At 44.7% G+C, this 532-nt stretch carries 1 protein-coding gene; it reads right to left on the reverse strand.

Features of this window, described 5'->3' with window-relative positions:
* Positions 1 to 190: 190 nt before the first annotated feature.
* Entirely contained in the window at positions 191 to 448 is a 258-nt protein-coding gene (locus BGL89_RS04395) for a type II toxin-antitoxin system Phd/YefM family antitoxin (protein WP_052277805.1), read from the reverse strand.
* Between the last annotated feature and the right edge of the window lie 84 nt (positions 449 to 532).

A 532-nucleotide genomic window follows, 5' to 3' on the forward strand; every position in this document is an offset into this window, starting at 1 on the left:
ATTGAAAGATGATCCGAATCAGCACCGGAACTGAAATTACTTTGATAACAAGGATTGCATTGCATCTTTCATATTCTGATCTGACAACGCCGATTTTCTCGATCGAGCGATCGTAACCATTGCAGATAGTCCAGTAGCGGGCGCTTGCGTAACATCTCTGAAATAGCATCGGTATCAAAGAGATAAGCCATCAGGTTCTCTCGTCCAAGATATTATGCAGTTCTTCGGCTAATTCTTCTGAATCTTCCCAATTTTCGCTTAAATTCGCTAACCCTCCCCTCTGACGAGCGCTTCTCAGTCGTTGCAATTGTCGGATATCTTCGTAACTCACCAGGGCAGCCACGGGTTTGCCGTAGCGGGTGATGACAACGTAGCCCTCTTGGAGAGCAAGATCGATCGATTCGGAAAGACGCGCTTTCACTTCGGCTGTCGAGAGGATTTTTGTCATCGAAAATTTTGGGTCTGAAACCCCGTCGTTCTACGACGGCTTTACTGTTAAATATTAGCACATTTACGAAATATATGCTAAAAT

Source organism: Microcystis sp. LSC13-02 (genome assembly GCA_002282935.1).
Classification (GTDB): domain Bacteria; phylum Cyanobacteriota; class Cyanobacteriia; order Cyanobacteriales; family Microcystaceae; genus Microcystis.